Genomic DNA, 25,529 nt, shown 5'->3' on the forward strand with positions numbered 1-25,529 from the left:
CTTGCAACGTTCGAACGCTCGTGTACGGTAGGCCCCATTGCGTCGAATCAGGAGAGCACCATGGACGAGATTACCGAACTGGCCGCTGAGCTGGGCAGGCGCTTGCAGTTGCTCAATGCCCATGTCACAACGGCCGAATCCTGCACCGGGGGCGGGATTGCCGAAGCGATCACTCGTATTCCGGGGAGTTCGGCCTGGTTCGAGGCGGGTTACGTCACGTACTCCAATCGTCAGAAGACGCAGCAGTTGAACGTACCGGCCGATCTGTTCGGGACGGTGGGGGCGGTCAGTCGCGAGGTGGTCGAGGCCATGGTAGAGGGTGCCCGGCATAAGAGCCTGGCGCGGTTTGCCGTGGCGGTCAGTGGTGTGGCCGGGCCGGACGGCGGTTCGCCGAACAAGCCGGTGGGCACTGTGTGGCTCGCGTGGGGCGTCGGCGACGCGGTCTTCAGCGAGCAGCGATTCTTTCCGGGCAACCGCGACGAGGTCCGCCGACAAACGGTGAAGGCCGCGCTAGAGGGGTTGTTGCAACATGCCGCCGTAGAAATCTCAAATCAGGGGTAGGCGATCCCGAATCGCTGTGGAATAATACTGGCTACTTATACAGGTGTTGGCCGTCAGGCCTTATTGATTACGTGAGGACTTTAATGGACGACAACAAGAAGAAAGCCTTGGCTGCGGCCTTGGGTCAGATCGAACGTCAATTCGGCAAGGGTGCCGTAATGCGTATGGGCGATCAGGACCGTCAGGCTATTCCTTCCATCTCCACCGGTTCCCTGGGTCTGGACATTGCGCTGGGCATCGGCGGCTTGCCGAAAGGTCGTATCGTCGAGATCTACGGTCCTGAATCCTCCGGTAAAACCACACTGACCCTGTCCGTGATTGCCCAGGCCCAGAAAGCCGGTGCGACCTGCGCCTTCGTCGACGCCGAACATGCCCTGGACCCGGAATACGCCGGCAAGCTGGGCGTCAATGTCGATGACCTGCTGGTCTCTCAGCCGGACACCGGTGAGCAGGCCCTGGAAATCACTGACATGCTGGTGCGCTCCAACGCGGTCGACGTGATCATCGTCGACTCCGTGGCGGCACTGGTGCCAAAAGCTGAAATCGAAGGTGAAATGGGCGACATGCACGTGGGCCTCCAGGCTCGCCTGATGTCCCAGGCCCTGCGCAAGATCACCGGTAACATCAAGAATGCCAACTGCCTGGTGATCTTCATCAACCAGATCCGCATGAAGATCGGCGTGATGTTCGGCAGCCCGGAAACCACTACCGGTGGTAACGCGCTGAAATTCTACGCCTCGGTCCGCCTGGACATCCGCCGTACCGGCGCGGTGAAGGAAGGTGATGAGGTGGTGGGTAGCGAGACCCGCGTCAAGGTCGTGAAGAACAAGGTCGCTTCGCCATTCCGTCAGGCCGAGTTCCAGATTCTTTACGGCAAGGGCATCTACCTCAATGGTGAGATGATCGACCTGGGCGTGCTGCACGGTTTCGTCGAAAAATCCGGCGCCTGGTATGCCTACAACGGCACCAAGATCGGTCAGGGCAAAGCCAACTCGGCCAAGTTCCTGGCGGATAACCCGGAAGTGGCGGCAGCCCTCGAGAAGCAACTGCGCGACAAGCTGCTGAGCCCCGTGGCGGACGTCAAGGCGCTGTCCAGCCGTGAGACCGCTGACGACCTGGCTGACGCTGATATCTGATCGATCCGATGACCGCCGTACTCGATACCCTCGTCGCGGTGCGGCGAACTGCGATGGACCTGCTCGCCAGGCGCGAGCACGGTCGAGTCGAGCTGACGCGTAAACTGCGTCAGCGAGGCGCTCCCGATGAGTTGATCGAAACAGCCTTGGATCGCTTGACGGAAGAGGGCCTGCTCTCGGAAACCCGTTATCTCGAAAGTTTTGTCGCGTACCGCGCCCGTTCGGGCTACGGTCCGTTACGAATTCGCGAGGAGCTGGGGCAGCGTGGTTTGCAGCGCTCGGACATCGAACAAGCCTTGCGCGAAAGTGGCATCGATTGGCAGGATCAGTTAACGGATACCTGGCGTCGCAAGTTCTCGGGGCATCTTCCCATTGATGCACGAGAACGGGCCAAGCAAGGGCGTTTCCTGGCGTACAGAGGTTACTCCATGGAGATGATCAACCGCTTGTTCAGCGGTCGCGGCCTGGACGATTGATAAAAAACGGCCCGCTATTTCGATAGCGGGCCGTTTTTTTATGGGCTCAGGTGACCTTGATCGTCTCCCAGGTATGGAGGCGGGCTCTGGGGTAGGGCTGGGCCCAGTTCTCCGGCAGGTTGATGTAATCCACCAGCGCTCTTAAGCGGCCATGGTCTCGGGCGTTGAAGTTGAATGCCAATCGCGTCAAATGACTGAACCGCGCCTCGTCGGATTCTTCGCCGTTGTAGGTCAGTTGGTGAAAACGATCGTTCAGACACAGGTCGGCAAATTCCACCTGCATCTGCTCCATGGCTTGCTCGTTGAGCTTGTGGTTCATGCGGATAATGAATTGATGCTTGAGCCAGCGACTGGAGTGGAAGTTGCGGTAGAACTGGTTGATTTCTTCCACGGCGTCTTCGGCGCTGAATACCAGTCGCATCAGTTTCATGTCGGTGGGCAGGATGTAGCGGTTTTCCTCCAATTGTTCGCGAATGAAGTCCAGGGCGCCTTGCCAGAATTTACCCCCTGGAACGTCCAGCAAGACCACCGGCACCAGCGGGCTCTTGCCCGTCTGCACCAGCGTCAGGACTTCCAGCGCTTCGTCGAGGGTGCCGAAACCGCCGGGGCAGAGCACCAGAGCGTCGGCCTCCTTGACGAAAAACAGTTTGCGGGTGAAGAAAAAATGGAACGGCAGCAGGTTCGGTGTGCCTTCGACGGTCGGGTTGGCATGCTGTTCGAAGGGCAGGGTGATGTTGAATCCCAAGCTGTGTTCCCGACCCGCACCTTCGTGCGCCGCGGCCATGATGCCTCCGCCGGCACCGGTGATGACCATCATGTCCGAGCGGGCCAGCGCTGCACCCAGCTCCCGGGCCAGGCCGTACAGGGGGTGTTCGATGGGCGTTCGGGCCGAGCCGAAGACAGTCACCTTGCGGCGGCCCTTGAATTGTTCGAGTGTACGGAATGCATGTTCCAGCTCCCGCAGCGCCTGCAGGGTGATCTTGGCATTCCAGCGGTTGTGGTCTTCCTGGGCCATGCGCAGCACGGTCAGGATCATGTCGCGGTAGATGGGAAGGTTGGGACTGTCGGGTGATACCAGGTTGAGTTGCTCTTCGACCTTGCGGGTAAGGTCGTGGCCATGGTTCTCAAAATGACGACTGAGCAGGTCATTCGGTTTGTAAGGCATTCAAGCTTCTCCTTCTTACAGAACCCCGGCCCGGACGAGAGATTCGTCAGGGCCACGACACTTCGTGTGTCGTTGTCGTCCAGGCGGTGCCCGAGCGTTCGATTTGGCTCGATGCGGTCTGCTGCAAAGCGATCGAGCCATCCATCGGGTTCTGTTTTTCCCTTGGATTAAAAAACAATCTCACGGCAAGGTTCTGGGGCAGCCTCGTTCTGCCCAAAGCAAAGCGATACTCATTAATCTAGTTGACCTTCACGTCCAGATCATGGCGCCCAAAAGTGACCGTTGGCAACCGCCGGATGCATACACTGGAAATACCATGCCGCTCGTCTGATTGAACGCCGGGTGCGTGCCGCTCTGATTTACTGATAACAGGCGCGCCAATGCTATTCGATGCCCATGGCCGGGCCTCTCGATGGATTGAAGCGGATCGGGCATGGAGGCGGGAGAAGATGACCAGGGTGACTCTGGAACTCGACAGGCAGTTGTATCTGGCGCTGTTGGAAGCGGCCCAGGCCAATCAAGTCAGTCTTGAGGAAGAATGTTGCCGCCGGCTGGAGGGCCGGACGTGGCGCTCGCGTTATCTGCAGGCGCTGGTGGCGGAACTGCGCGCCGACGATGAGCAACGGCGCGCACGCACGGGGTGATTACTTCTTGGTCTTGGCCGGTTTCGGGCAATCCGATTCCTGGAAGCGTTCGGTCGCGACCGGGCGGTTGGTTTTAACTTCCGTGAACTCGTAACGCATGGTCGCGCCCTGGGCCATCAGCTTGCGGAAGCCAGGGTTGGTGCATACCTTGGCGCCCAGCTGGAAATACACGGCCTTGGGATCGGCGCGCATTTGTTGGGCATGGCTGCTTTGCACACTGAGATGGTTGATCAATTCAGTGCCTTCGACCGTATAGCCCTGGTCGAGAATGTCTTCATTGATGGCCCGTGGCGTGCCGACGCTGCTTTCCCTGGCCACGTTCTGCAGCATCTTGTTCAGTTCGAGTTCTTTCAGCGAGGCAGCCTGAGCGCTGAAGGACGTCGCCAGCAGAACGGCAACGGTGGGGACGATAAGGCGCAGCATGAAACTCTCCTGGTTCAGTGACAGGTGGTTCGACCGGTCACGTGACTGTGCGTTCAGTGGCGGCGGATTATAGGGGAGCACGGGTGGACGGTACAGGCTTGCGCGCTCTGGTAAACTGCCGGCCTTCATTGCCCTGCCGAGTGTCGTTCGTGTCGAGTTTTCCTGCCTGTCGGCGTTTCCCATGATGAATCATGCCCCCAACGCCGTAGCCCGCCTGCGCGACCAGCGCATCGACGAGGGCATCAAGCCGCTCCAGGCCCGGGGCTGGCGCGCTCCCCGTTGCAGCGCTTGCCGGGTGATCGAAAGCCATTGCCTTTGCGCCTGGCGCCCAAATGTCGAATCCCGCTCCGGGGTTTGTCTGATCATGACCAACAAGGAAGTGTTCAAACCGAGCAATACCGGTTGGCTGATAGCCGACGTTGTTCGCGACAATCATGCGTTCATCTGGTCGCGCACCGAAGCCGACCCGCAGTTGCTGGCCTTGCTCAACGATCCCCAGTGGCAACCCTACCTGGTGTTTCCCGGTGAGTACGTCGAGCCGTCGAGGGTCACCCACACGGTCGAGATCGATCATTCCAGGCGTCCGCTGTTCATTCTTTTGGATGCGACCTGGACGGAGGCGCGGAAGATTTTCCGAAAAAGTCCCTATTTCGACCGTTTGCCAATCCTGAGCCTGCTGCCTGACAAGCTGTCGCGCTATCGCTTGCGCCGTTCCACCCGCAGCGAGCATCTGTGTACGGCCGAAGTGGCGGCGCTGTGCCTGGAGCTCGCGGGGGACCGTGACGCCGCCTCGGCCCTGGACGCCTATTTCGATGTGTTCAGCCAGCACTACCTGGGTGCCAAAGGGCAGCAGGAAGTGAATGTATTGACCCCGGCTCACGCTGAGCTGATGCCCTTTATCCGTATGGCCCAACCAGTATTGGCCCAATAGTGGCCCATACTGAAGGCAGGGTGGCCATGCTGCTTGACCACCCCGGTTTCGCTGGGCATGCTTGGCGCCGACCGGGGCACGGCCGAGGGTAAGAAACGCTGTGATGGCGACGCCTTGGCGTAGAACGTGCTCCCTTTGGACCCCGCCGTATGACGGTGTCTTGAGTGGCTCTGGCAGGGCGCGATTGCATCGGGTCTGCCATAAAAAACAGGATCATTTGAACAATGGCCACATACGAAATCCTGATTGCCGATGACCATCCGCTCTTTCGTAGCGCGTTGCATCAGGCGGTGACCCTGGGCCTGGGCCCGGATGTCCGGCTGACGGAGGTGGCCAGTATCGCGGAGCTGGAGAGCCGGTTGACCGAAAAGGCCGACTGGGATCTGGTGCTGCTGGACCTGAACATGCCCGGCGCCTATGGCTTTTCCGGTCTGGTACTGTTGCGCGGTCAATACCCACAGATTCCTGTCGTGATGGTTTCGGCCCAGGAAGAGGCCTCGGTGATGGTCAAGGCCCGGGAGTTCGGCGCCAGCGGATTTATCCCCAAGTCCAGTTCACTTGAAGCGATTCAGAAGGCTGTGAAGGCGGTGCTGGATGGCGACGCCGCCTGGCCGCCCCAGGCGTTCGAGGCGGTGAGTGTGTCCGAGGAAGCCAAGGCCGCCAGTGAAGGCCTGGCCAGCCTTACGCCGCAGCAGTTTCGCGTGCTGACCATGGTCTGCGAAGGGCTATTGAACAAGCAGATCGCTTATGAATTGAATGTGTCCGAGGCCACTATCAAGGCCCATGTGACGGCGATCTTCCGTAAACTGAATGTGCGCACCCGAACCCAGGCGGCTTTGTTGTTGCAACAACTTGAGTCAATTTCGCCGCAGCCATAGCGTGTCCATTCACGCTTTTTTGACCAGGCCTGGATTAGCTTTTCCACCTTCTTTCAATCAGTTGCCTACTCTATGTCACCTTTCAAAGGCCAAACCGGCCTGAAACGCATCCTTAACGCCTCCGGCTATTCCCTGGACGGTCTGCGCGCGGCTTTCGTCGGCGAAGCGGCGTTCCGTCAATTGGTTCTGCTCAATGTTGTCCTGATTCCCCTGTCGTTCTTTCTGAACGTCAGCCGTGTCGAGCAGGCGCTGTTGATTGCGGTCTGTCTGTTGGCCTTGATCGTGGAATTGCTCAATTCAGCGGTGGAAGCGGCCATCGACCGCATTTCCCTGGAATTGCACCCACTGTCCAAGAACGCCAAGGACATGGGCAGTGCTGCCCAGCTTGTCGCCCTGACGATGATTGCGTTGGTGTGGGGCCTGGTGCTGCTTTAAATGCTCAGGCAATGGCCGGCAGCACGATTTCGTCGCTACGCTGTGCCCCGGCCGTAAAGGCCCGGCACAGCTCGAGAAATTCGCGCATGGCCGAGGTCTGGTATTTCTGCTTGTGCCAGATGAAATAGAACTGTCGCGCCAGGTCCATATCCGGCGTCTCCACTGGCACAAGGCTGCCGCGCCGGAAGGCATCGCGCAGGGCCAGACGTGAGATGCAGCCAATGCCCAGGCCGGATTCCACCGCGCGCTTGATGGCTTCAGTGTGTTCCAGCTCCAGGCGAATGTTCAGCGCGCTGCGATGATGACGCATGGCCTGGTCGAAGGTGAGTCGGGTGCCGGAGCCCTGTTCGCGCAGAATCCAGGCTTCATGAGTCAATTCGTCCATGGTTGCCTGGCCGCGTTTGGCCAGTGGATGTTGCGGCGCGCAGAACACCACCAGTTCGTCTTCCACCCAACTCTGCACTTCGATATCCGGGTGGCTGCAATCGCCTTCGATTAGACCCAGATCAATTTCATAGTGCGCAACCTGATGCACGATATTGGCAGTGTTCTGTACATGCAGCTTCACCTGGCTTTCCGGATGGCGCTGCATGAAACCGCCGATCAACAGGGTCGCCAGGTAATTGCCGATGGTCAGGGTGGCGCCGACCGCCAGTGAGCCGAAGCCTGACTTGCCGTTGAGCAGGTCCTCGATCTCCTTGGCCTGGTCCAGCAGCGCCACCGCTTGGGGCAGCAACTGTTTGCCCAAGGCGTTGAGGCTCAGGCGTTTACCGGCTCGGTCGAATAACTGGCAACTGGATTGACGCTCCAGTTCGGTGATGGAAGTGCTGGCCGCCGATTGCGACAGATTGAGCAGGTCCGCAGCACGGGAAACGCTTTCCTGCTGGGCAACGGCGACGAAAACCTGAAGTTGACGTAGAGTAAATCGCATATCGATATAACCGATAACCCTTATCTTAATAATCCATTTAACAGATATTGTCGCCGCTATTAGAATGCGATGCAATTGCGCTCCTTCCCGGCGCAGGCATCATTTCCAGGAGTCCCCCGTACATGAGCAACATGAACCACGAGCGTGTCCTCAGTGTTCATCACTGGAACGACACTCTGTTCAGCTTCAAGTGCACCCGCGATCCGGGCCTGCGCTTCGAGAACGGTCAGTTCGTGATGATCGGCCTGCAGCAGCCCAACGGCCGCCCGCTTATGCGCGCTTACTCGATTGCCAGCCCGAACTGGGAAGAGCATCTCGAGTTCTTCAGCATCAAAGTACCCGACGGTCCGCTGACTTCCCAACTGCAGCACTTGAAGGAAGGCGACGAGATCATCATCAGCAAGAAACCCACCGGCACCCTGGTGCTGGACGATCTCAAGCCGGGCAAGCACCTGTACCTGCTCAGCACCGGTACCGGCCTGGCGCCGTTCATGAGCGTCATCCAGGACCCGGAAACCTACGAGCGTTTCGAAAAAGTGATCCTGTGCCACGGCGTACGCTACGTCAACGAAGTCGCTTACCGCGAATTCATCACCGAGCATTTGCCGCAGAACGAGTTCTTCGGTGAAGCCCTGCGTGAAAAGCTGATCTACTACCCGACCGTGACCCGCGAGCCGTTCGAAAACGAAGGCCGCCTGACCGACCTGATGCGCAGCGGCAAGCTCTTCCGCGACATCGGCCTGCCACCGATCAACCCGCAGGACGACCGCGCCATGCTGTGCGGCAGCCCGAGCATGCTGGAAGAAACCAGCGAAGTGCTCAACAGCTTCGGCCTGACCGTTTCGCCACGTATGCGTGAGCCGGGTGATTACCTGATCGAGCGGGCGTTTGTAGAGAAATAAGCTGAAGATTTACGGCGTCTGACAGGCCGCTATCGCGAGCAGGGCTCGCTCCCACATTGGATTTGTAGTGTATACAAGGGCTGCGGTCACCCCGGACCTTGCGGGAGCGAGCCTGCTCGCGATGATGACGACTCGGTCTGACTGACAGCCCACGAAAAAGCCCGCGCTACCTGATGAAGGCAGCGCGGGCTTTTTCGTTTCCGGCGGTTATCTCTTCGCGAGAATGACTTCAAGCACCCGGATCAACCCTGGCTGCGGGTAATGCCAGCGCACATCCAGGTCCCAGAACTGCGCTCCGTATTCCCGTTCGGCCGTAGGTATCTGGTACGCCGGACGCGGATCCTGGGCCAGGCATTGTTCGATCAGTTCTACCAAGGGTTCTTCCAGGCGATTGGCATGGCTTCGGGCCTGGAGCAACGCCGTATCCGCCCATTGCACCGGGATCAACCCGGGCGCGGCCTGGGCGATGGTGTTGGTCGCCGAGCCGACAATGTCGGCATAGGGCACGTAGGGCTTGATATCCAGGACCGGGGTGCCGTCCAGCAGATCAATTCCCGAGATCCACAGCCGACCGGCTTCGACCCGATCCAACTTGACCACGGACTGTCCGATGCCATTGGGACGGTGAGTGGCACGGGTCGCGAATACGCCCATGGACTTGTTTCCGCCCAGGCGCGGCGGGCGAACCTTCAGCCGCGGTTTGTCTTCCAGGGCCTGGTGGAACAGGAACAGCAACCAGACATGGCTGACCTGCTCCAGGCCCTGCACCGCGTCGCCCTGATCGAACGGCGTCACCAGCTCCAGCACGCCCCGCGCGGCCGGGGCCAGTTGCGGTTGCCGGGGGATGGCGAACTTCTCCTTGAAACAGGAGCGTACGAAGCCGATGGGGGAGACGGTGTAGGTCATGTGTCGTGACGTCAGCCGCGAACGCGCAGCGTCAGCCCCTTGAGGAAGTTGCGCAGCAACTGGTCGCCGCACGGACGATAGTTGGTGTGGCCGAATTTGCGGAACAGTGCGCTGAGTTCCGGCTTGGACACCGGAAAATCCGCCGACTTGAGGATCGCGTGCATGTCATCCTCCTTCAATTCGAAGGCCACCCGCAGCTTCTTGAGGATGATGTTGTTGGTCACCGGTACTTCGATGGGCAATGGCGGCCGGCTCTCATCCTTGCCTCGCTTGAAGATCACCAGGCCATCGAGAAAGTGCGCCATGACTTCATCGGGGCAGAACACAAAGCCTTCTTCATCATCTTTCTTCAGATAGCCTGCCAGGTCCGCGAGGGACACCTCCAGGCCGCCGAGCTTGATGATCTCGATGACCTTCTTGTCGCTGATGTCGAGCATGTAGCGCACGCTGCGCAGTACGTCGTTGTGAATCATGTATGCAATCCTGATCGATCTGCAGTGGACGCCCCGGCTCGGCGGGGCATCGGAAAATTAGAATTTCTCTTTGGCCGACAGGTAGCGCCACTGACCCAGCGGCACCTTGCCGATGGACACGCCGCCGATGCGGATGCGGCGGATGGCCGTCGCCTTGAGGCCGACCGCCTGGCAAAGCAGCGCGATGATCCCCGGCTGCGGATTCTTCATGGCGAAGCGCAGGCGGTTCTCGTTCTGCCAGCTGGCCTTGACCGCAGGCAACTCCTTGCCCTTGTAGGTCAGGCCATGGTTCAGGCGATTGAGGCCATGGGCGACCATCTCGCCTTCGACTTCCACCACATATTCCTGCTCGATTCTGGACGCGTCGGCGGTGAGTTTGCGGAGGATTTTCCAGTCCTGGGTGAACACCAGCAGACCGCTGGCGTTGGCCTGCAGGTCGGCGCTGGCGGTCAGGCGCAGGAAATGACCCTTGAGCGGACGTTTGCCGAAGCGATGTTCTTCGCTCAGGGACTGCGGGCCCAGGCCGGCCATGGCGATGTCCACGTCCATGCCCGCCGGAACGTTCAACAGCAGGGTGACCGGTTCCGGCGCGGTGGCCTTGGCTTGCGGATCAAGCTCGACTTTTTGCGTGGTGACCTTGAACTGCGGTTCGTCGACCACTTCGCCGTCCACGGTGACCCAGCCGCCCTCGATGAACAGCTCGGCCTCCCGCCGGGAGCAGCCGACCAGTTCGATAAGGCGTTTGGAGAGGCGAATCGGGTCAGTCATGACAGGGCCGTAACGAAAAGAGGGCAGTCATTGTACCTGTCTGGCGCCGGTTAATCGCGCGTCGATTTGCCTCGTTCAGCCGCTCTGGACCTTCAGCTCGGGCTGACGGTAGCGCATGTGCAGCAGCGGGTACGGCTGGTTCATGCCGTCTCGTGCCGAACGGCCGACCACTTCGAACCCTTGCTTGAGGTAAAAGCCCAGGGCCTGTGGGTTCTGTTCGTTGACATCCAGCTGATCGGCGTTCATGTGTTCCATGGCGTAATGCAACAACTGCTTGCCCAGTCCCTGGCCCCGATGTTGCGGGTCGATGAACAGCATCTCGATCTTGCCGGCCGCCACACCGGCGAACCCGGTGATGCGCAGTCGAGCGTCCCGGGTGCAGATCAGCATCACCGCGTCCAGGTAACGGGTCAGCACCAGGTTTTTCAGCAGTTCGATGTAGCTGTCCGGCAGAAAATCATGGGTGGCTCGCACCGAAGCCTCCCATACTTGGGTCAGCTCCTGGTAATCGCTGGGTTTTGGGGTGTGAATGACCGAATGCTGGCGCATGCCCGCCTGTTCCTTGTGCTGAGTATCCCGTGGTCTCCTTACGATAGCCGTAAAAAAGCCCCGCATCTTGTCGCAAGAGCAGGGCTTTCAGAATTTACTGTGGAGGCGACAGGTTAGTTGATCTGTTCAGCCCACAGATCGTACTCATCGGCATCGGTTACCTTGCACCAGACCTTGTCGCCCGGCTTGAGGTGACTGCCGTTGTCGATGAACACGTTGCCGTCGATTTCCGGAGCGTCGAAGAAGCAGCGGCCCACGGCGCCTTGTTCGTCCACTTCGTCCACCAGCACTTCGATTTCACGGCCGATGCGCATTTGCAGGCGCGCCGAGCTGATGGCCTGTTGGTGCGCCATGAAGCGCTCCCAACGGTCCTGCTTGACGTCGTCCGGTACCACGTCCAGGTTCAGGTCGTTGGCCGGTGCGCCTTCGACCGGGGAGTACTGGAAGCATCCGACGCGGTCGAGCTGGGCTTCGGTCAGCCAGTCCAACAGGTACTGGAAGTCTTCTTCGGTTTCGCCGGGGAAGCCGACGATGAAGGTGGAGCGGATGATCAGGTCCGGGCAGATTTCGCGCCAGTTCTTGATACGGGCCAGGGTTTTGTCTTCGAACGCCGGGCGTTTCATGGCCTTGAGGACCTTCGGGCTGGCGTGCTGGAACGGGATGTCCAGGTACGGCAGGATCTTGCCGGCGGCCATCAGCGGGATCAGCTCGTCGACATGCGGGTACGGATAGACATAGTGCAGACGAACCCAGACGCCGAGGGTGCTGAGGGCTTCGCACAGTTCGGTCATGCGGGTTTTCACCGGAGCACCGTTCCAGAAACCGGTTCGGTATTTCACATCGACGCCGTAGGCGCTGGTGTCTTGGGAGATAACCAGCAGTTCCTTGACGCCGGATTTGACCAGGCGTTGTGCCTCGTCGAGTACATCGCCCACCGGGCGGCTGACCAGTTTGCCGCGCATCGACGGGATGATGCAGAAGCTGCAGCTGTGGTTGCAGCCTTCGGAAATCTTCAGGTAGGCGTAGTGACGTGGGGTCAGCTTGATGCCTTGTGGTGGTACCAGGTCGATCAGCGGGTTGTGGTCCTGCTTCGGCGGCACCACTTCGTGTACCGCGCTGACAACCTGTTCGTACTGCTGCGGGCCGGTCACGGCCAGCACGCTCGGGTGCACGTCACGGATGTTGCCTTCTTCCACGCCCATGCAGCCGGTGACGATGACCTTGCCGTTTTCCTTGATGGCTTCACCGATCACTTCCAGGGACTCGGCCTTGGCCGAGTCGATGAAGCCACAGGTGTTGACCACTACCACGTCGGCGTCCTGGTACGTGGATACGACGTCATAACCTTCCATGCGCAGCTGGGTCAGGATGCGCTCGGAGTCGACCAGGGCCTTCGGGCAACCCAGGGAAACGAAGCCGACCTTGGGATTGGCTGGCGCGGTAGTGGTGGACATGTCTAACCTCGGTGTAGGGGGATCGTCTCTGATGCGGAGACAGGGCGCCTGACGCGCCTCTGATCAAAAAGTGCGCAATTCTAGCGATGGATGCGTCACTTGACCAGCTTTATGCGGGGAAAAACGACGAGTGCTGCGCTATGCTTCGCGCCTTTGCGCTTTGTTGCTTTTTACAGTCAACTGAATACCTGTAACTAGATGTAAAGCGACGCATGGGCGTGACAAAACATGTTGCGTATAAGAAGACGGGTTTTGGGAATCAGGAGTATTGGATGGGGCAGGCAAGTAGTCAGGCGGTGGAGGCCGGGCATTCGGCCGCAAACCCGCTTAGCATGCTGGTCGCGGCGGTCGGAGTGGTTTATGGCGACATTGGCACGAGCCCGTTGTACACCCTCAAGGAAGTGTTTTCCGGTGCCTATGGCGTACCCGTCAACCATGACGGGGTGCTGGGGATCCTGTCGCTGATTTTCTGGTCGCTGATCTGGGTCGTGTCGATCAAGTACATGATGTTCGTCCTGCGTGCCGACAACCAGGGCGAGGGCGGCATCATGGCGCTCACCGCCCTGGCACGGCGGGCGGCGGGAAGCCGGGCCCGGCTGCGCACGTTGCTGGTGGTCTGCGGTCTGATCGGCGCCGCGCTGTTCTACGGCGACAGCATGATCACCCCGGCGATTTCCGTGCTCTCGGCCATCGAAGGCCTCGGGCTGGCGTTCGAGGGCATCGACCATTGGGTCGTGCCGCTGTCGCTGGTGGTTTTGATCGCGCTGTTTCTGATCCAACGCCATGGCACCGCGCGGATCGGCATCCTGTTCGGCCCGATCATGGTCACCTGGTTCGTGGTGCTCGGTGCGCTGGGCGTCTACGGCATCAGTCAGCAACCGGAAGTGCTGTTGGCGGTGAACCCGGCCTGGGCAGTGCGTTTCTTTGTGGTCCATCCAGGCATGGGGGTGGCGATCCTCGGCGCCGTGGTACTGGCGCTGACCGGTGCCGAAGCGCTCTACGCCGATATGGGCCATTTCGGCCGCAAACCGATTGCCCGCGCCTGGTTTCTCCTGGTGTTGCCGGGGTTGATGCTCAACTATTTCGGCCAGGGCGCGTTGTTGCTGGGGGATCCCGAGGCGGCGCGCAACCCGTTCTATCTGCTGGCGCCCAGCTGGGCGTTGCTGCCGCTGGTGGGGCTGTCGACCCTGGCCACGGTGATCGCTTCGCAAGCGGTGATTTCCGGCGCGTTCTCCCTGACCCGCCAGGCAATCCAACTGGGCTATATCCCGCGCATGTATATCCAGCACACATCCAGCGCCGAACAGGGCCAGATCTACATCGGTGCGGTGAACTGGTCGTTGATGGTGGGTGTGGTGCTGCTGGTGCTGGGATTCGAATCGTCCGGCGCGCTGGCCTCGGCCTACGGCGTGGCGGTGACCGGCACCATGCTGATGACCACCATTCTGGTCTCGGCCGTGATCCTGTTGCTATGGAAATGGCCGCCTGTGCTGGCGGTGCCGGTATTGCTCGGTTTCCTGCTGGTGGATGGCCTGTACTTCGCCGCCAACGTGCCGAAGATCATCCAGGGCGGGGCCTTCCCGGTCATTGCCGGTATTGCCTTGTTCGTGCTGATGACCACCTGGAAGCGCGGCAAGCAGTTGCTGGTGGAGCGCCTCGACGAGGGTGCGCTGCCGTTGCCGATCTTCATCAGCAGCATCCGTGTACAACCACCTCACCGGGTCCAGGGCACCGCTGTGTTCCTGACTGCACGCTCCGATGCCGTGCCCCACGCGCTGTTGCACAACTTGCTGCACAACCAGGTGTTGCATGAGCAAGTGGTGTTGTTGACGGTGGTGTACGAAGACATCCCTCGTGTACCGCCACAACGGCGCTTCGAGGTCGATTCCTACGGCGAAGGCTTCTTCCGGGTCATTTTACATTTCGGCTTCACCGACGAGCCGGACGTGCCCGAGGCGCTCAAGCTCTGCCATCTGGATGACCTGGACTTCAGCCCGATGCGCACCACTTATTTCCTCAGTCGCGAGACGGTCATCGCCTCCAAGCTCGAAGGCATGGCCCGCTGGCGTGAATTGCTGTTCGCTTTCATGTTGAAGAATGCCAATGGCAATTTGCGGTTCTTCAATCTGCCGTTGAACCGGGTGATTGAATTGGGGACGCAGGTCGAGATGTAGCGCCCACCGACGATTTGTGTTCAGCGCTTTGGGGCGCTGAACGTTCCTGGCCGAGCGTGGGAGCGTCAATCAAAAGCCCCTGTTGCCTTGCGGCAGCGGGGGCTTTTTTGCGGCATCTGTCCCGGTATTCCGTGACAGCACTGTCCTGTGGCGCTTCGGAAAAATTTGACAAGTGTTTGCTTTCTGTAGGATTTTTTACCCGCCCGCAGATCAAGGAGTATCTGCCGGTGGCCAAGGATTTGGCTGCCGTCACTATCAAACAAGGATTGTCTATGCAGGGTTCAACCACCGTTGCTCAACAGGTGGGCGGTCAGGGCGTGCATGAGCATCAGCCTGTCTCGTCCCGGAACATTGCCCAACAGATTCTCGAATGCCTGTTTCGCCGTCGTAGCCTCGCCCCCGGGGAAAGCGACGAACTTTCCTTGCAAGTGTTGGAGCCCCATCTTGCGAAAGTCATGCGGGCAGTCGAAAGCGGTCGCAAAGTTGAAATGGTTTTGCCGGCCTTTCCCGGAAAATCCCCCAGCCGCAAGAAAACCCTGAGCCACTTGCCCGACCTGGCTGAATACCATGCCATCGATGAGCTCTATCGCCTGTGCGCGCAGATCCAGGCGATTTATGCACCCGGTGCGTTGATCCACATCTGCTCGGATGGTTATGTGTTTGCCGATCTGGTGCGTGTCCCCGATGCGGACGTCAAGGCGTATACCGACTCGATCCAGGATTACGCCGAACAGCACTACGGCGGCACTTTTGCCCATTTCGATCTCAGGAATGCCTACCCTCAACTTGATTGCCTGGACGCGATGCGCGAAGAAATGATGATCGAACACGGTCAGTCATTGATCCTGTTGCAACAGCGCTTCAAGGACGATCCGCACATGATGCTGATGTACTGCGGTATCCATCGTTTCCTGTCCGAGGATTATTCGGGGCTTGATGAATTCGCCGGCATGAGCCTCAACGCGGTGAAGAAGATCGCCAAGCCGGCCTCTCAGCGAGTGATCCAGCGCAGTGAGGCCTGGAGTGCATTATTGCAGGCGCGCTATCCGGATTGCCTGCGCCTGTCGATTCACCCGCAACTGGCGGTATCGACGAAAATCGGTATCCGCCTCGTTCCGACCAGTGACCTGTGGCGTACGCCCTGGCATTCGGTGGCAATCAAGCGACGGGGTGTGGTGACCCTCGAAAAACGCAGCAATGTCGACGAGCGCTTCCATCGGCTGGTATTTCGCAAGGGGCGTCCTTGTCACTACGCCAGTGCCCAATGAGAACGTCTCGGTTGCGGATCGATGCCGTGCTCTTCGATCTGGACGGGACCCTGGTAGACACCTTGCCGGACATCACCTGGTGCCTGAACCAGGTATTGCTGGCGCACGGGTGCCCATCGCTGACAACAGAAACGGTGCGGGGCTATATCGGCGGTGGTACCACTGCGATGATCGAGGCGGTGGCGACGCAGTTTGGTATCGCCGATGCGGGCATGCTGCACCAGCGTTATGTGGGTCTGTACCAGGATCATCTGGTGCAGTTTTCCAAGCCCTTCAGTGGTGTATTGGCAATGCTCGAAGGCTGTCGAGAGCTACAACTGCCACTGGCGATCGTGACCAACAAAGCCGAGGACATGGCCTGCCGTGTCGCTGAGTCGCTGCTCGCGCGCACGGCTTTCAACGCGATTCTGGGACACCGTGCAGGCCGCTCGCTCAAACCCCAGCCGGTGGTGGCATGGGAAGCCGCGCGACGGTTGTCGGTTGATCCCCGACACTGTCTGTTCGTCGGAGACACGGAGATCGATCTGCAGACTGCCCGTGCCGCGGGCATGCCCTCGGCAATGGTCGCCTGGGGCTATGGTCCGACGTGTGCCGGGCAGGCCCAGGCCCCCGACTTCTACTGTGAACAGCCGGCCGGGCTGTTACACATCCTCAAGCAACACCGTGGCGCCGTGCAGGCGTTCACCGAGCATGGCGATACCGTCAAAACCTGTTGATACACCCACTCTCAAGGAAGCTGTTCCATGGAACATAGAGACGCCTGGATCACGGCCGTCAGCGATTTGCTGGCCGGTTACCTGTTCAAGGGTACGGATGATCGTTTCGAAACACAGGGCCGGGACTGTCTGGCACTCCGGCTGGGGCAATGCTTCGATCAGCGCCGTCCGGTACGCTTGATTCTGCCGGGTTTTCCCTGCAAATCCCCCAATGCCATCGACCAGACCTTCGGTGTGCTGCCGGACTATGGCGAGGTCATGGCCATCGAACGCCTCGATCAGCTGGGGCAGGCCATTGCCGCGCTGCATGAACCTGGGTGCGTGGTATCGATCCTCAGCGATGGCACGACGTTCAATGACATCGTCGGGGTGAGCGATGACGTTCGTGCGGCCTATAACCGGGCGCTGCGTGAGCTGTGTACGACACACACCATTGAGTGGGTCAGCATGGAAGACCTGTTCCCGCAGGCTCAAAGTGCGGAGGCGGTGCGCGCCAGCCTGGTCAAGCAGGCCCGATTACCCTGGAAAAACCTGGGGGACCTGATCGAACAGAGCCGGCATGATGAAGCCCTCGGTCGGACCCACGACAATCTGTGCAGTCATCTCTACAACGACCTGCGCCTGTGTCGCGAGGAAGGGCAGAGCGAGGACGAGTACCTGCAGCAAATCAGTTACAAGGCCTATCAGATGATGCTGCGTGGCCAGGCGTTGAATGCTGCGGTGGATCGCTTCTTCCCCGATGACATCCGATTGTCGGTCCATCAGTACAGCAATACCGGGCCCAAATTTACCGTCGGGCTGGCCGAAGGGTTGAGTCGCGTCGACAGTCCCTGGCACGCCGTGCCTGTATGTAACCTCGACGGGAGCCAGAGCCTGCGCGCCCGGGCCCAGGTCGACCTGGACCAGCATGTGCTGGTCACCTGGCAGGGGCGGCCGTGGCTTTACCACCAGACAGAAGGTCCCCAGGCACAAGGCTTCGAGTACGAGCTGCAAAAGCTGCCGCTCTTCGGCCTGGTGGTGCGGGATCCGTTGGGGCTGGGTTTCGAACGACTGTCCACGGGGTTATTGGAGGCATTGGTGGAAACCTTCGGCTTTGTTTGCCTCAAGGGTTGCCATTTCGAGGACCAGGACAGTTTCGCCCGCAGTTGCGAACGTTTTGGCACCTTGTACGAATGGGCTTTCGGCGCTGTACACGTGGTCAAGCCAGCGGACAAACCGCAAGGCGTGGTGCATTCGCTGGAGAAAACACCGTTGCATTGGGACTTGAACATGCTGCCCGATAGCGACGCCCAGGTTCAGCGCAACCCGAAATTCTGCGCCAGTAAGTTCATGTTGTATTGCAAGACGGCGCCGCTGCCGGGCGAAGGCCAGACCACCATCGTCGACAGCCGGAACGTGTTGCGCAAGGTCGGGCAACAGGTCGCCCGGCAATGGCAGGCGGTGAACATCACCTACTACACCAAAATGACCTACTTCGGCGGTTCGCCACGCATGTACAGCCTTGTGGATCATCATCCCCGCAGCGGCGAACTCATCCTGCGTTATCAGGAAGGCACCGATTCGACGTTGCAGACTCTCAGCCAGTCTGTGCAGGATCATGACGAGGAGGCTCAACAGGCGTTGCTGGATCGGGTCAACAGCCTGGTCTACGACCCGGAGTGCCTGATTGCCCATCAATGGAGCGAGGGCGATCTGGTACTGATCGACAACTATCGAACGCTGCACGGGCGGCTGCCGATGTCGGCGGGTTCCGCTTCGCGGGAGTTGTGGCGGGTTCAGGTCTACTAAGACCACCCCTCAGTGGGCGCTTGGTCGCGAAGGCGCCGGCACCGACAAAACGACAAGCCCCTGCGGCTGTAAGGCAGCAGGGGCTTGTCGTTAAGCCGGTATCGAATTACTGATCGGCGGGCTTGGGCTGCCGATCGTTGATCTCGTCGATCAGGCGCCTGGCCAGGGCCGGGTAGTTTTCGTCGAAGTGATGGCCGCCCGGCAGTTTGACGGTCTCGCCCACGGCGGTCTTGTCGGTGCAGCCGCTTTCGTCGGCTTCTTCGCCACCGTAGATGCACACCACTTTTTCGGCAGGGAGCTTGGCCATCTCCGGGCCGGTGGCGGCTTCGGTGCCGGCGTTGCCGAGCCAGCCTTCGACCTCGATCTCGAAGCTGCCCGTGCGGGCGAAGGCCAGCAGGATGATTGCATCGACCCGCTGCTGTTCGGTGGCTGGCAGGCGGTTATAGATGGCTGGCAGCACGTCGGCGCCGAACGAATAACCGGTGAGGATGAAGCGCTTGGTCCCCCACACCTGGCGGTAATGCTGCATCAGTTCGGTGAGGTCCACGGCGCTTTGCTCGGGGCTCTTGTGCTGCCAGTAGTAGCGCAGGGTGTCGATGCCCACCACCGGGTAGCCGAGCTTGGCCATTTCATCGGCCACGTCGCGGTCCAGGTCACGCCAGCCGCCATCGCCGGAGAGGAACAGGGTCACGGTATCCCTGGCCTGGCTGGCGGGCACTTCGACCACCGGGATGGCCAGGCCGCCCTTGCCTTTTTCCGCGCCCACCAGGATTTTGCGCAGTTCGTTGTTCAGCACTTGCGGCAAGTTGATGTCGTAGTCGCTGATGCTGGTTTCGGCATTCTTCTGATCCCGCACGAAAGCAGCGCTGGTGTCGTCGGGGTTGTCGTTCCAGGCTACCAGCCAGTGGCCGTGGGCCGCGCTTTTGGGCAGCAGGTGGGTGCAACCGGGTTTTTCCAGGGCCAGGTCCACCGAGACGGCCTTGGCCTTGTCGTCCTTCTGCTCGGCCAGCCAGCGCCAGGCCAGCACGGCCCCCGGGCCGATGCCGCTGACCAGCGTCGCCGGTCCTTGAAGTTCTCTCAGGCCGGCTTGCAGGGCGCGCCCCTGCAGCATGCAGTCCTTGGGCAGGATCACCTGGACGATCTGCGCCGAGCCACTGCGGCTCAGGGTCGTCAATTGTGTATCGCTGAGTTTCTGATCTTCATTGACGGCTACCAGGACCTGGGCGCGAGGCTTGGTGCCTGGAATGACCCGGGTCATCGGCGCGCCATCGGCGGGCGTCAGTTGTTCGAGAGTGGGTTGTGGGGCCGGGCGGTTCCAATACCAGTAACCGCCACCGAGGATCACCGCCAGCACCAGCAGGGCGGCCACTACATATCGCCAGGAGCGTTGCATCATCAGCGTTTCACCAGTCCAGTCAGGCCGCCCGCAATCAGGGCGGCGGTATCGGCCAGCGCCACCAGCGGATCGAGTCCGGCAGGCACAGCCATGTAACGAGGTTCCCAGTCAGGCTGGAATTTGTCTTTGAAGCGGCGCAGCCCCTGGAAGTTATAGAGCTGCTCGCCACGGCGGAACACCATCGAGCCCAGACGCTGGGTCAGTGGTGCGCCGCGACGCGGTTGCAGGCCCGACAACGGGACCATGCCGAGGCTGAAGCGGGCGTAGTCATGGTTTTTGTAATGTTGGATCAGGCCGACCATCATGAATTCCATGGTCAGCTTCGGGGCGTCGGGGTGGGCGCGCATCAAATCGAGGCTGGCCAGCTCGTGGCTGTGGGTCTCCAGCAGGTTGGCGAAGGCCACCGGACGACCCTCGAAGCGGATCACCGCGATGCGGAAATGCTTGAGATAGTCATTGCTAAAACGACCCAGGGAGAAGCCTTTTTCGCGCACGTTCTTGCCGGTCAACCAGGCATCGGAAATCACCTTGAGTTCGTCCATCGGGGCCTGGCCCGGCTCGTGGATTTCCAGGGACAGGCCGTCCCGGGTGCCACGGTTCCAGGTGTAACGCAGGTCCTTCATCTCCTTGCCCTTGGCCTCGAGGTCGAAACGCTTGAGGTCGACCCGCGCTTCTTCACCCAGCTTGATCGCCGTCAGGCCGATGTCCATGTAGTAGGGCAGGTTCTCGGCGCGCACCTGATAGAACACCGGCCGGGCGTGATGGATATCGCACAGGTCACGGAACTGCCAGATCATTTCGGCCCGTTGCTGGGTCGGTCCGATCGGGTCGTACAGCGCCACCAGGCTGCGGCCGCGGCGGGCATACATCAGGAACGCCTCATCGTTGGGATGAAACAGCAACGCCTTGTCGCCCGTCAGGGCCAGGCCACCGTCGGGTTGCGAAGACGTCATGAGAATCGCCTTGGCGCGCTCCAACTCCTCGGCCGTGGGTAGATGGATCACCGGCCGCGCCGTGCGCAACAACCAGGTCAGTGACACGACTACCAGCAGCACTGCGGCCCCCAGCAGCGAACGCAGGCCCCGTGGGGCATCGGCATCCAGGGTGAACTGCCACCACAGTTGATGGCTGTACGGGACATCCTGATAGGCAAACAACAGCAACCAGATCGAAGCGCCCAGCACGCAGAGGCTGGCGATCAGAAACAACGGGGAAAAAGGCAGCTCGGTCAGGCGGCTCGGACGATAGAAGGAACGCCGGAAAACAGCCAGCAGGGCGGCCGTCAATGTCAGCAGCGTCGCCTCTTCCCAGTCGAAGCCCTTGAGCAGCGAGAGCAGGGCGCCCACCAGCAGCAACACGGTGGTCAACATCCAGGCGGCCGACAGGCGACGGCGCAGGCCCTGGGCGAGCAACAGGCACAAGACACCCACCAGGCTGGCGCCGAAGTGGGAAGCGTCCACCAGTCGATGGGGGATCAGGAAACCGATGTGCTCCAGGCGGGTGTCGATTTCCGGGGTCACGCCGGAAAACAGCAGCACCACGCCCGACAGGAACACCAGCACCGCCAGGATCGGCGCCGCCAGACCGGACGCCGCCCGCAGGGTCTGGCGGGTCTGGAACAGTCGTTGCGCTTCACTGATCAGCAGCAGTACGCAGGCCACCAGCATGGGTAGCAACACGTAGATCAGACGGTACAGGAGCAGGGCAGCGGCCAGCGGCGCGGCGCCCAGTTTGTCGGCGAAGGCAGCGAGCAGGATCGCTTCGAACACCCCGACGCCGCCTGGCACATGGCTGAGCACGCCGGCGGCTAACGCCAGCAGGTACACCAACAGGAATGCGCCGAAGGGCGGCGCCTCGGGCAGCAGCAGATACAGCACAGTGGCGGCGGCGGCCACGTCCAGTGCCGTGATGATCAGTTGCAGGAAGGTCAGGCGTCGGCCCGGCAGGCGAAGGGTGCGACGTCCGGCCTTGACCAGAAGGCTGTCTCGATGAGGCTGTTCAGGCAGGCGTCGGCGGTAGATACCGACGGCCAGCACACCCATGACCAGCAACACCGCCACGGAGATCGCTGCGAGCAAAGTCGCGGGCAGGTGCAGCGCCGCGGAGGCAGCGGGCAGGTTGCTGAGAGTGGCCAGGGCCGCCAGCGGTGGTAGCGCACAGCCCAGGGACAGGCTGGCGAACAACGTCATGTGGGCGACATCCGCCGCTCCGAGGCCATGGCGGGCATACAATCGGTAGCGCACCGAACCGCCCGACAGCAGTGACAGGCCAATCGCATTGCCGATGGCAAACGCGGTAAACCCGCCAAGGATCAATGTCTGGGAAGGGAGCGTCACGCCGGCATAACGGCTGGCGGACCATTCGTAGCCCAACAGAATGATGAAACCTGTGACCGTGGCGGCTATGGCGCCAAGCAGGGCCGGGCGAGGCACGTCGAGGATCGAGTCGTGTAGCGCGTAAAGATCGAGTTCGCTAAGCAGATGACGACAGGCAATCAGTGCAATCGCAAACAGCAACAGCGTGACGGCGAGGCCCAAGGGCTGGCGGTACTGGCTGATCCGGTCCAGCCAGCGCAGTCGTTCGGCCTTGATCGGTTGTGTCGCGGTAACAGTGTCTTGCGGGTCAGAGTGGGCGCGCATCAATCACCTCTTGAGCTATGCGCGACAGGATGGGGGTATCCGGCCAGGTTACCAATCCCTGCGGCAGAAAATAATTACAAAACTTTTGTAATGAAGTCGATTTTTACCAAAAGCAAAAAACAACAGGCACAAAAAAGGCCACTCTTTCGAATGGCCTCTTTTTAGACGTTTGGTTGCGGGAGCCGGATTTGAACCGACGACCTTCGGGTTATGAGCCCGACGAGCTACCAGGCTGCTCCATCCCGCGTCTGTGAGGCGGCATTCTACAGGCGAAAGCTCAGGTGTCAACCGTTAAAACAGAGCAAGGTCAAATTAACGGCCCATTCGCAGCCGATGCGGCTAAATGCTCGAAATTAAAAAGGAAATTGTCCTACAACCCGAACCTCTAGCTCCCACAAGTGTGGGTAACTGAAAAACCATCAGGCACAAAAAAGGCCATTCTTTCGAATGGCCTTTTTCAGACGTTTGGTTGCGGGAGCCGGATTTGAACCGACGACCTTCGGGTTATGAGCCCGACGAGCTACCAGGCTGCTCCATCCCGCGTCTGTGAGGCGGCATTCTACAGAGGATTGAACGGCTGTCAACCCTTGGTCCGGGAAAAACTGTTCCGCTTCAAGTGCTTAGCCTCGGAAGAATGCATTGTGACTGCCCTGTGACGCAGGCCCGGCAAGGGCTGGAGGCTATTGGAGGGGGCGTTGCAATTGAGGAAATTAAATTCCGCGTGGGCATTTCCTGCCTCCGCGAAGGATCTTTCAAACTACTGGTGCTATATACAGGTTCGGATGCGATACTGGCGGTCCGATCTGCCTCACATTCCGCTTCGCCATGACGCAACGCAAAATCATCCACGTCGACTGCGACTGCTTCTATGCTGCCATCGAAATGCGCGATGACCCGCGGCTGGCCGGCAAGCCCATGGCGGTCGGCGGGTCGGCGGATCGGCGGGGCGTGATCGCAACCTGTAACTACGAGGCTCGGGCGTACGGCGTACGTTCGGCCATGTCGTCTGGGCATGCCTTGAAACTGTGTCCGGACCTGATCATCGTCAAGCCGCGGATGGATGCGTATCGGGAAGCGTCCAAGGAAATTCATACGATATTCAGCGATTACACCGACCTGATCGAGCCGCTGTCTCTGGATGAAGCCTATCTGGACGTCTCCGCCAGCGCTCACTTCGGCGGCAGCGCCACGCGGATCGCCCAGGACATCCGTCGACGGGTGTCCAACCAGCTGCATATCACGGTGTCCGCCGGGGTCGCGCCGAACAAGTTCCTGGCCAAGATCGCCAGTGACTGGAAGAAACCCAACGGTTTGTTCGTCATTACGCCGGACCAGGTCGAGGACTTCGTTTCGACCCTGCCAGTCAGCAAGCTCCACGGCGTCGGCAAGGTGACCGCCGATAAACTGAACAGGCTTGGGATCGCCGACTGTTTGCAATTGCGCCAGTGGGACAAGTTGGCGCTGGTGCGTGAGTTCGGCAGTTTCGGAGAGCGGCTGTGGAACCTCGCTCGTGGTATTGACGAGCGCCTGGTGCACAACGACAGCCGACGGCAATCCATCAGCGTGGAAAACACCTATGACGTCGACTTGCCTGATCTGGCCAGTTGTCTCGACAAACTGCCGGAACTGATGCAAACCCTGAGCGGGCGCATGGCGCGAATCGATAGCAGCTATCGGCCCGGCAAACCGTTTGTCAAAGTGAAGTTCCACGACTTTACCCAGACGACTCTGGAGCAGGCCGGGGCAGGGCGGGATCTGGGCAGCTATCAGTTGCTGTTGACCCAGGCATTCAACCGTGGGGGCAAACCGGTGCGACTGCTGGGTATTGGGGTACGGCTGGAAGATTTGCGGGGTGGGTTCGAGCAGTTGGAGTTGTTTGAGCGCTGAGGTTGCGGTGGCTGCACCAGGCGCTTCTTTGTGGTGAGGGGACAAATCCCCCGCCACAAAGGTTGTGCTTCAGTTCGCGCCCGGATCCGCCACCAGTCGGCCGCCATCCTTGGTCAGGGCTTTCAGGAATTCGGTCTGCAGTTCCGGATCGTTGCGGGTCAATTCGATGAGGCTCTGTTCCAGCTCGCTGGCCTCTTCTTCCAGCCCCAGTTCCGACAGGCGCTTGACCCGGTGGACCCATTGACTCACTTCGTCGTCTTCCAGATCGTCATAAATCAGCGCATGGGCTTCAACCAACTTGTTACGCAGGTTGCTGCTGACGCTCAGGGAGGAGTCGGTATGGACCTCGTCCAGGGCGTCCGTCACGCTGATCTGCAATTTACCCAAATGGCTCGGGTCATATTCGGCGAACGGGCTTTCCAGCAGATTCAAGCGCAGCACGCCGTTACGGTCGGTGCTCAGCTCGAAGGTTTGCCGGGCAGCCTTGACCTGCACCGGGCGTTCGCTCCAGGGCAGGCTAGAGTATTCGGTGCGTTTGTCACGCTGGACTTCGTCGATTCCGGCCAGGTTCTGCTGGGCACGGCCATGGGACGGCACGTTCATGAACGGGTTGAGTCCGGAAACACCGTAGCTGATCCAGTCGTGGGTCGCGCTGTCCGGCACGTTGCCGAAGGTGATCACGTTGACCACGTTTGCGCCGATACCGGCTACCAGCGCCACGGCGCCAAGGGGGATCTCGTAGATTTCCCGCCAGGGTTGGTAGGGCGTGTAGCGGTCGTAATGGCGCGTGACTTCGAACTCGGTGACCTCGAAGGTCTTCTGCTCGTTGATGCGCACCCGGCGCTGCGGCAGGTCGAGCACCTTGGGTTCGCCTGCATCGATCTGCAGGCTGTGGTCGAGCAATTTGCGCTCGACCCGTTCCTCGTGCTCGCTGCGTTGCGACATTTGATTGGCACAGCCACTGACCAGCAGGGCGCCGCACAGTGCGACGCCCCCGAGGCCTAAGGTGTTTCGCTTGAACATGACGTC

At 60.3% G+C, this 25,529-nt stretch carries 24 protein-coding genes and 2 tRNA genes; 13 read left to right on the forward strand and 13 right to left on the reverse strand.

Annotated elements, in window-relative coordinates; all coding sequences use genetic code 11:
* Positions 1 to 60: 60 nt before the first annotated feature.
* The 3 genes from LCU97_RS08940 (at position 61) to recX (ending at position 2,173) form a co-directional block, all read left to right on the forward strand.
* Positions 61 to 561, forward strand: a complete 501-nt coding sequence (locus LCU97_RS08940; protein WP_053152904.1) for a CinA family protein — start codon at positions 61 to 63, stop codon at positions 559 to 561.
* A gap of 83 nt (positions 562 to 644) precedes the next feature.
* Entirely contained in the window at positions 645 to 1,697 is a 1,053-nt protein-coding gene (gene recA / locus LCU97_RS08945) for a recombinase RecA (RefSeq protein WP_053152907.1), read from the forward strand.
* Positions 1,698 to 1,705: 8 nt separating this feature from the next.
* Positions 1,706 to 2,173, forward strand: coding sequence for a recombination regulator RecX (recX, locus tag LCU97_RS08950; RefSeq protein WP_053152910.1), 468 nt, complete (start codon positions 1,706 to 1,708; stop codon positions 2,171 to 2,173).
* 46 nt (positions 2,174 to 2,219) lie between these two features.
* Here the strand turns inward: recX and LCU97_RS08955 are convergent, their stop codons facing one another.
* The gene (locus LCU97_RS08955) at positions 2,220 to 3,338 is read right to left on the reverse strand and encodes an LOG family protein (protein ID WP_232776154.1); all 1,119 of its coding nucleotides are present in this window, start codon (positions 3,336 to 3,338) and stop codon (positions 2,220 to 2,222) included.
* 449 nt (positions 3,339 to 3,787) lie between these two features.
* Here LCU97_RS08955 and LCU97_RS08960 point away from each other — a divergent pair, with 449 nt between their 5' ends.
* Entirely contained in the window at positions 3,788 to 3,982 is a 195-nt protein-coding gene (locus tag LCU97_RS08960) for a hypothetical protein (protein ID WP_053152917.1), read from the forward strand.
* Here the strand turns inward: LCU97_RS08960 and LCU97_RS08965 are convergent, their stop codons facing one another.
* Positions 3,983 to 4,405 carry a quorum-sensing-regulated virulence factor family protein gene (locus tag LCU97_RS08965; RefSeq protein ID WP_053152920.1) on the reverse strand — a complete coding sequence of 141 codons (423 nt, stop codon included), beginning with the start codon at positions 4,403 to 4,405 and terminating at the stop codon, positions 3,983 to 3,985.
* A 184-nt stretch (positions 4,406 to 4,589) separates the two neighbouring features.
* Between LCU97_RS08965 and LCU97_RS08970 the strand changes: the two genes are divergently transcribed.
* The 3 genes from LCU97_RS08970 (at position 4,590) to LCU97_RS08980 (ending at position 6,649) form a co-directional block, all read left to right on the forward strand.
* Positions 4,590 to 5,336, forward strand: a complete 747-nt coding sequence (locus tag LCU97_RS08970) for a tRNA-uridine aminocarboxypropyltransferase (RefSeq protein WP_232776232.1) — start codon at positions 4,590 to 4,592, stop codon at positions 5,334 to 5,336.
* A gap of 224 nt (positions 5,337 to 5,560) precedes the next feature.
* Entirely contained in the window at positions 5,561 to 6,214 is a 654-nt protein-coding gene (gene erdR, locus LCU97_RS08975) for a response regulator transcription factor ErdR (RefSeq protein ID WP_053152923.1), read from the forward strand.
* 72 nt (positions 6,215 to 6,286) lie between these two features.
* A complete protein-coding gene (locus tag LCU97_RS08980) occupies positions 6,287 to 6,649 on the forward strand; it encodes a diacylglycerol kinase (RefSeq protein ID WP_053152926.1) in 363 nt (120 codons plus the stop codon).
* A gap of 4 nt (positions 6,650 to 6,653) precedes the next feature.
* Here the strand turns inward: LCU97_RS08980 and LCU97_RS08985 are convergent, their stop codons facing one another.
* Positions 6,654 to 7,580 carry a LysR family transcriptional regulator gene (locus LCU97_RS08985; protein WP_053152929.1) on the reverse strand — a complete coding sequence of 309 codons (927 nt, stop codon included), beginning with the start codon at positions 7,578 to 7,580 and terminating at the stop codon, positions 6,654 to 6,656.
* A gap of 122 nt (positions 7,581 to 7,702) precedes the next feature.
* On the opposite strand from LCU97_RS08985, the gene fpr reads away from it, so the two are divergent.
* A complete protein-coding gene (fpr, locus tag LCU97_RS08990; protein ID WP_016966062.1) occupies positions 7,703 to 8,482 on the forward strand; it encodes a ferredoxin-NADP reductase in 780 nt (259 codons plus the stop codon).
* A gap of 207 nt (positions 8,483 to 8,689) precedes the next feature.
* Here fpr and tsaA read toward each other — a convergent pair whose 3' ends face one another.
* The 5 genes from tsaA to rimO all read right to left on the reverse strand — a co-directional run bounded on the left by tsaA (position 8,690) and on the right by rimO (position 12,632).
* Positions 8,690 to 9,388: a tRNA (N6-threonylcarbamoyladenosine(37)-N6)-methyltransferase TrmO gene (tsaA, locus tag LCU97_RS08995; protein WP_053152932.1), complete on the reverse strand. Its 699-nt coding sequence runs from the start codon at positions 9,386 to 9,388 to the stop codon at positions 8,690 to 8,692.
* Positions 9,389 to 9,399: 11 nt separating this feature from the next.
* Positions 9,400 to 9,861, reverse strand: a complete 462-nt coding sequence (locus LCU97_RS09000; RefSeq protein ID WP_053152934.1) for a YehS family protein — start codon at positions 9,859 to 9,861, stop codon at positions 9,400 to 9,402.
* A gap of 57 nt (positions 9,862 to 9,918) precedes the next feature.
* Positions 9,919 to 10,629, reverse strand: coding sequence for an rRNA pseudouridine synthase (locus tag LCU97_RS09005; protein ID WP_232776155.1), 711 nt, complete (start codon positions 10,627 to 10,629; stop codon positions 9,919 to 9,921).
* A gap of 75 nt (positions 10,630 to 10,704) precedes the next feature.
* A complete protein-coding gene (locus tag LCU97_RS09010; RefSeq protein WP_232776156.1) occupies positions 10,705 to 11,178 on the reverse strand; it encodes a GNAT family N-acetyltransferase in 474 nt (157 codons plus the stop codon).
* A gap of 113 nt (positions 11,179 to 11,291) precedes the next feature.
* Entirely contained in the window at positions 11,292 to 12,632 is a 1,341-nt protein-coding gene (rimO, locus tag LCU97_RS09015; RefSeq protein WP_232776157.1) for a 30S ribosomal protein S12 methylthiotransferase RimO, read from the reverse strand.
* 272 nt (positions 12,633 to 12,904) lie between these two features.
* Here rimO and LCU97_RS09020 point away from each other — a divergent pair, with 272 nt between their 5' ends.
* From LCU97_RS09020 to LCU97_RS09035, 4 genes are all read left to right on the forward strand, one after another.
* Positions 12,905 to 14,806 (forward strand): potassium transporter Kup, encoded by a 1,902-nt coding sequence (locus LCU97_RS09020; protein WP_053152947.1) that lies wholly within the window; start codon positions 12,905 to 12,907, stop codon positions 14,804 to 14,806.
* A 272-nt stretch (positions 14,807 to 15,078) separates the two neighbouring features.
* Positions 15,079 to 16,074 (forward strand): isocyanide synthase family protein, encoded by a 996-nt coding sequence (locus LCU97_RS09025; protein WP_053152950.1) that lies wholly within the window; start codon positions 15,079 to 15,081, stop codon positions 16,072 to 16,074.
* Positions 16,071 to 16,790 (forward strand): HAD family hydrolase, encoded by a 720-nt coding sequence (locus LCU97_RS09030; protein ID WP_269802866.1) that lies wholly within the window; start codon positions 16,071 to 16,073, stop codon positions 16,788 to 16,790. Before LCU97_RS09025 ends, LCU97_RS09030 begins: the two co-directional genes overlap by 4 nt.
* Before the next feature lie 27 nt (positions 16,791 to 16,817).
* The gene (locus LCU97_RS09035) at positions 16,818 to 18,578 is read left to right on the forward strand and encodes an isocyanide synthase family protein (protein WP_232776159.1); all 1,761 of its coding nucleotides are present in this window, start codon (positions 16,818 to 16,820) and stop codon (positions 18,576 to 18,578) included.
* 106 nt (positions 18,579 to 18,684) lie between these two features.
* Here the strand turns inward: LCU97_RS09035 and LCU97_RS09040 are convergent, their stop codons facing one another.
* From LCU97_RS09040 to LCU97_RS09055, 4 genes are all read right to left on the reverse strand, one after another.
* A complete protein-coding gene (locus tag LCU97_RS09040) occupies positions 18,685 to 19,974 on the reverse strand; it encodes a virulence factor family protein (protein WP_053152958.1) in 1,290 nt (429 codons plus the stop codon).
* Positions 19,974 to 22,613, reverse strand: coding sequence for a bifunctional lysylphosphatidylglycerol flippase/synthetase MprF (mprF, locus tag LCU97_RS09045; RefSeq protein WP_053152960.1), 2,640 nt, complete (start codon positions 22,611 to 22,613; stop codon positions 19,974 to 19,976). The genes LCU97_RS09040 and mprF overlap by 1 nt, the downstream gene beginning before the upstream one ends.
* Positions 22,614 to 22,783: 170 nt before the next feature.
* Positions 22,784 to 22,860 (reverse strand) — tRNA-Met (locus LCU97_RS09050).
* A 219-nt stretch (positions 22,861 to 23,079) separates the two neighbouring features.
* Positions 23,080 to 23,156 (reverse strand) — tRNA-Met (locus LCU97_RS09055).
* Between the two features lie 282 nt (positions 23,157 to 23,438).
* Between LCU97_RS09055 and dinB the strand changes: the two genes are divergently transcribed.
* The gene (gene dinB, locus LCU97_RS09060; RefSeq protein ID WP_053152962.1) at positions 23,439 to 24,500 is read left to right on the forward strand and encodes a DNA polymerase IV; all 1,062 of its coding nucleotides are present in this window, start codon (positions 23,439 to 23,441) and stop codon (positions 24,498 to 24,500) included.
* A 69-nt stretch (positions 24,501 to 24,569) separates the two neighbouring features.
* On the opposite strand, the gene LCU97_RS09065 is transcribed toward dinB, so the two are convergent.
* On the reverse strand, positions 24,570 to 25,523 hold the full coding sequence (locus LCU97_RS09065) for a hypothetical protein (protein ID WP_232776160.1): 954 nt from the start codon (positions 25,521 to 25,523) through the stop codon (positions 24,570 to 24,572).
* Positions 25,524 to 25,529 lie beyond the last annotated feature (6 nt).

Source organism: Pseudomonas uvaldensis (assembly GCF_021271205.1).
Classification (GTDB): Bacteria; Pseudomonadota; Gammaproteobacteria; order Pseudomonadales; family Pseudomonadaceae; genus Aquipseudomonas; species Aquipseudomonas uvaldensis.